Genomic DNA, 4,976 nt, shown 5'->3' with positions numbered 1-4,976 from the left:
CCTCACGCTCGCCGCGCGCAGCGGGACGCCCGCCGCCCGCCCGGAGGGGCTGGGGGCCGCGGTCGCGGAGGTCGTTCCGGTGCGCGGTGCGGTGGCGGTGGCCGTCGCCGTCACCGTGGCGGCCGCCGTCGGGGGCGCGCTGTCCGGAACGTACGGCGCGGTCCGTACGGCCGCCGCCGTACTGGTCGCGGCGGCCGCCGCGGAGCTGCTGCTGCGGCACTGTGTCCGGCGGTTCGGCGGGGTGACGGGCGATGTGTTCGGCGGGCTCGCGGAGACGGCGGCGACGGTCGCGCTGGTGGTGCTCTCGCTCGGCTAGTCTGTCGCACCGACCTCTCACACCACTGTCATCGCAAGTCACCGTCATCGGGGGCGACTGTGCACAGGACACGCCGCATCCTGGCCTGGTTCATCGACTTCGCACTGGTGATCGCGGCGGCGTCCGCACTTGCCGTGCTCACCTTCCACCGGGTCGCCGCGCTCTTCACCGACGTGCCCGAGCTGGCGACCAGGGGCGGCCTGGAACTGCTCACGTCTCGGGGTGACGTCCTCCACGCCTCGGCAGGCCTGGGGCTCTCGCTGTGGCACAAGGCGGTGCTCTACGTGGAAGAGGGATTCGGGCTGCTGGTTTTCGCCACGTTCCTCTACCAGTGGGCGTCGCTCGCCTGCGCGGGACGCACCGCGGGCAAGGCGCTGGCCGGTCTGAAGGTCACCCCGAGCCCCTGGCGCCGCGCAGCGCTGCGGGCGGTCGTGACCACGACCGCGGACGTGGCCGTGTACGCGCTGGCCTGCGTCCTGCTGGTCGAGGGCCGGTTCGTGGTCTCGGTGCTGGTCTGGGGGGCGGCCGTGGGTGTGTTCCTCCTGAACGCCCTGTCCGTCCTCTCCCCGAGTCGCCGCTCGCTCGCGGACCGGGTCGCGGGGACGGCGGTGGAGGGACTGCGGTTCGGCAGAGCGGCCGTCACGCCCCCGGTTCGTACTTCTTGAGCCCCGAGGTCGCCGGCCGGGGGAGCGGACCCGGCCGACGGCCCGAGGCGGTCCGGCACGAGGTACCCATGCGGCACCTCCTCGGCACGGGTCACAACGGGTCGCGGCCGAAAGCGACTTGGCGCGGCGGAAGATGCGGCCGTGGGCCCCGGCCCGCCACCCCCGGGGAAGGACCGGCCCGGGCACCTCAGCCGGAAGAGGCCCCGCGGGAATGAGCGAAACGGGGCCCCGAGCGTAGGCTCATGACGGGTGTTCCCCAGCCCAGGCGGAGACCGAACGTTCGGAGCAATCTAGGGTCGGTTCCCGGGCCGGTCGACCCCATCCGTTCGGCCACCGAAACTCAATCGGAAGCGAGATTTCACCACAGTGACTGCTCTCACTCTCAGCACCGCCGCAGCGGCCGGCCTGCGGGCCGACGCGATCGTGGTCGGTGTCGCGAAGGGCGCGGAGGGCCCGGTCGTCGCGCCGGGCGCCGAGGCCGTGGACAAGGCGTACGACGGCAGACTCGCCGCCATCCTGGAGACCCTGGGCGCCTCGGGCGCCGAGGGCGAGGTGACGAAGCTGCCCGCGCCCTCCGGCTTCAAGGCGCCTGTCGTGGTGGCGGTGGGCCTGGGTGCCGAGCCCGAGAAGGACCGGGCGTTCACCGCCGAGTCGCTGCGCCGCGCCGCCGGCTCCGCGGCCCGCGCACTGGCCGGTTCGAAGAAGGCCGTCTTCGCCCTGCCGGTCTCGGACCCCGCCGACGCCGGCGCCATCGGCGAGGGTGCCCTGCTCGGCGCGTACTCCTTCGACGCGTACAAGGAGAACGGCAGCAACGGCAAGAACGGCAAGGCCCCGCTCGCCGAGGTCGCCCTGCTCGGCGGCAAGCCCCGCGACAAGGCCTACAAGGCCGCCGTCGAGCGGGCCACCGCCGTCGCCGAGGAGCTCAACCGCGCCCGCGACCTCATCAACACCCCGCCGAACGACCTGACCCCGGCGGCCTTCGCGGCCATCGCGCAGACCGCCGGCAAGGAGCACGGCCTCAAGGTGCAGGTGCACGACGAGAAGGCGCTGGCCAAGGGCGGCTACGGCGGCATCCTCGGCGTCGGCGCGGGCTCGGCGGCCGCGCCCCGTCTGGTGAAGCTGTCCTACAGGCACCCGAAGGCGGACAAGCACCTGGCGTTCGTCGGCAAGGGCATCACCTACGACTCGGGCGGCATCTCGCTCAAGCCGGCCGGCCACAACGAGACCATGAAGTGCGACATGAGCGGCGCTGCCGCGGTCTTCGCCGCGGTCGTCGCCGCCGCCCGGCTCGGCCTCGAGGTCAGCGTCACCGGGTGGCTCGCCCTCGCCGAGAACATGCCGTCCGGCTCCGCCACCCGCCCGGGTGACGTGCTGCGCATGTACAGCGGCAAGACCGTCGAGGTCCTCAACACGGACGCGGAGGGCCGACTGGTCCTCGGCGACGCGCTGTGGGCGGCGTCGGAGGAGAACCCTGACGCGATCGTCGACGTCGCGACCCTGACCGGCGCGATGGTGCTGGCGCTCGGCAACCGCACCTTCGGGATCATGGCGAACGACGACGCGTTCCGCACCGCGGTCCACGAGGCCGCCGAGGAGGTCGGCGAGGACTCCTGGCCGATGCCGCTGCCGGAGCACCTGCGCAAGGGCATGGACTCCCCCACCGCGGACATCGCCAACATGGGCGAGCGGATGGGTGGCGGCCTCGTCGCCGGTCTGTTCCTGAAGGAGTTCGTCGGCGAGGGCATCGCCTGGGCCCACCTGGACATCGCGGGTCCGGCCTTCAACGAGCAGGGCCCCTTCGGCTACACCCCGAAGGGTGGCACCGGCTCGGCGGTCCGCACGCTGGTCCGGCTGGCGGAACTGACGGCCGCGGGCGACCTCGGCTGACGTGAGGCGCTGCGGAGGGCGGCAACGGGTTCGGCGGAATCCGGAGCCGCCCTCATGGCCGTACGGGAGTTTCGCCCTCGACGAAATCCGTACGATCGTCCGCCGCCGCGACCTCCCGACGTGATGGATCAGACGTCTCAGACACCGGCCCGGCGTCTCCTCAGCCGCCGACAAGTGCGAAGATGGGGCTCGGCAGGACAGGGCCCCCACCGAAGGGCCGAAGCAACAGCGGCCGGACACCAGCCGCCTGCCGGTCATCGGAGACCGGCGCACGGCGCACATGCATGGAGGACGTGACGTGGCGAACGACGCCAGCACCGTTTTCGACCTAGTGATCCTCGGCGGTGGTAGCGGTGGTTACGCCGCGGCCCTGCGCGGGGCGCAGCTGGGCCTGGACGTCGCTCTGATCGAGAAGGACAAGGTCGGCGGCACCTGCCTGCACCGGGGTTGCATCCCCACCAAGGCTCTGCTCCACGCCGGCGAGATCGCCGACCAGGCCCGCGAGAGCGAGCAGTTCGGTGTCAAGGCCAGCTTCGAGGGCATCGACGTACCGGCGGTCCACAAGTACAAGGACGAGGTCGTCTCGGGCCTGTACAAGGGTCTGCAGGGCCTGATCGCCTCCCGCAAGGTGACCTACGTCGAGGGTGAGGGCCGTCTGTCCTCCCCGACCTCCGTCGACGTGAACGGTCAGCGGATCCAGGGCCGCCACGTCCTCCTCGCGACCGGTTCCGTGCCGAAGTCGCTGCCGGGCCTGGAGATCGACGGCAACCGCATCATCTCCTCGGACCACGCCCTCGTCCTGGACCGCGTGCCGAAGTCCGCGATCATCCTCGGCGGCGGTGTCATCGGCGTCGAGTTCGCCTCCGCCTGGAAGTCCTTCGGTGCCGACGTCACCGTCATCGAGGGCCTCAAGCACCTCGTCCCGGTCGAGGACGAGAACTCCTCCAAGCTTCTTGAGCGCGCCTTCCGCAAGCGCGGCATCAAGTTCAACCTCGGCACGTTCTTCCAGAAGGCCGAGTACACCCAGGACGGTGTCAAGGTCACCCTCGCCGACGGCAAGGAGTTCGAGGCCGAGGTCCTGCTCGTCGCCGTCGGCCGCGGCCCGGTCTCCCAGGGCCTGGGCTACGAGGAGGCCGGGGTCGCCATGGACCGCGGCCACGTCCTCGTCGACGAGTACATGCGGACCAACGTCCCGACCATCTCCGCCGTCGGTGACCTCGTCCCGACCCTTCAGCTGGCGCACGTCGGCTTCGCCGAGGGCATTCTGGTGGCCGAGCGTCTGGCGGGTCTGAAGGTCGTTCCGGTCGACTACGACGGCGTGCCGCGAGTGACGTACTGCCACCCGGAAGTCGCCTCCGTCGGTATCACCGAGGCCAAGGCCAAGGAGATCTACGGCGCGGACAAGGTCGTCGCCCTCAAGTACAACCTGGCGGGCAACGGAAAGAGCAAGATCCTCAAGACCGCCGGCGAGATCAAGCTCGTCCAGGTCAAGGACGGTGCCGTGGTCGGCGTCCACATGGTCGGCGACCGCATGGGCGAGCAGGTCGGCGAGGCTCAGCTGATCTACAACTGGGAGGCGCTGCCGGCCGAGGTCGCCCAGCTCGTCCACGCCCACCCGACGCAGAACGAGGCGCTCGGCGAGGCCCACCTGGCCCTGGCGGGCAAGCCCCTCCACTCCCACGACTGACGCCTTCCGTCATCGGGCGCGACGACACAGACTTCCGCTTCCCCTAGAGCTCGACTTCGCTCGAACTGGGGGAGACCCCATCCGTAAGGAGCAACCGAAACCATGGCGGTTTCCGTAACCCTTCCGGCGCTCGGCGAGAGCGTCACCGAGGGCACTGTCACCCGCTGGCTGAAGGCCGAGGGAGAGCGCGTCGAGGCCGACGAGCCGCTGCTCGAAGTCTCGACCGACAAGGTCGACACCGAGATCCCGGCGCCCGCCTCCGGCGTGCTGACCTCCATCAAGGTCGCCGAGGACGAGACGGTCGAGGTCGGCGTCGAGCTGGCCGTCATCGACGACGGCACTGGCGCGCCCGCTGCCGCTCCGGCTCCGGCCGCCGCCGAGGCGCCCGCCCCGGCCGCCGAGCCCGCCCCGGCCCCTGCCG

Annotated in this window: 5 protein-coding genes; all 5 read left to right on the top strand. The window is 71.4% G+C overall.

Annotated features, from left to right (window positions below; all coding sequences use genetic code 11):
* On the top strand, positions 1 to 316 hold a 316-nt coding region (locus tag AAW14_RS38925), incomplete at its 5' end, for an adenosylcobinamide-GDP ribazoletransferase (RefSeq protein ID WP_265569201.1).
* A 59-nt stretch (positions 317 to 375) separates the two neighbouring features.
* The gene (locus tag AAW14_RS38920; RefSeq protein ID WP_265569200.1) at positions 376 to 981 is read left to right on the top strand and encodes an RDD family protein; all 606 of its coding nucleotides are present in this window, start codon (positions 376 to 378) and stop codon (positions 979 to 981) included.
* 366 nt (positions 982 to 1,347) lie between these two features.
* Positions 1,348 to 2,868 carry a leucyl aminopeptidase gene (locus AAW14_RS38915; protein ID WP_265569199.1) on the top strand — a complete coding sequence of 507 codons (1,521 nt, stop codon included), beginning with the start codon at positions 1,348 to 1,350 and terminating at the stop codon, positions 2,866 to 2,868.
* Positions 2,869 to 3,166: 298 nt separating this feature from the next.
* Positions 3,167 to 4,555, top strand: coding sequence for a dihydrolipoyl dehydrogenase (lpdA, locus tag AAW14_RS38910; RefSeq protein WP_265569198.1), 1,389 nt, complete (start codon positions 3,167 to 3,169; stop codon positions 4,553 to 4,555).
* 102 nt (positions 4,556 to 4,657) lie between these two features.
* On the top strand, positions 4,658 to 4,976 hold a 319-nt coding region (locus AAW14_RS38905), incomplete at its 3' end, for a biotin/lipoyl-containing protein (RefSeq protein WP_322741175.1).

Source organism: Streptomyces hygroscopicus, from assembly GCF_026168105.1.
GTDB classification, from domain to species: domain Bacteria; phylum Actinomycetota; class Actinomycetes; order Streptomycetales; family Streptomycetaceae; genus Streptomyces; species Streptomyces hygroscopicus_D.
This window is presented reverse-complemented; position numbering and strand designations above follow the sequence as displayed.